The 335-nt window shown below is 31.6% G+C and carries 1 protein-coding gene; it reads left to right on the forward strand.

Annotated elements, in window-relative coordinates:
- The coding region (locus CHK_RS16460; protein ID WP_046442157.1) for a DUF6034 family protein at window positions 1–335 on the forward strand (335 nt) is incomplete at both ends.

Raw genomic sequence — 335 nt, forward strand, 5'->3', positions numbered from 1 at the left:
AATATTAATGGTTATGATGTTTCTGCTGTTAAAATCGGAATTATTGAAGATCAACAGGCCTATTGTATCTATTTCACAAAAACATATGCTGGAATTCAAAGCACATATGAGAATAGAGAGGTTGCAGGCGGCGAGAACTCCGCTTTTCTTTCTTATGATAACATTAGAGTCGATATAGATGATGAAGGCATAGCAGGATTTTCATGGAAAGGGAGAGAGAAAGAAATTGATAAAAAGAATAGTAATGTAAAACTATTGGAGTTTGATGATATTAAGGAAATATTCAAAAAAAATGTCAAATTAAATTATGCAGTTTACTCTGAAACAGAAGATAG

This window comes from Christensenella hongkongensis (genome assembly GCF_000981035.1).
In the GTDB taxonomy this organism is placed as follows: domain Bacteria; phylum Bacillota; class Clostridia; order Christensenellales; family Christensenellaceae; genus Christensenella; species Christensenella hongkongensis.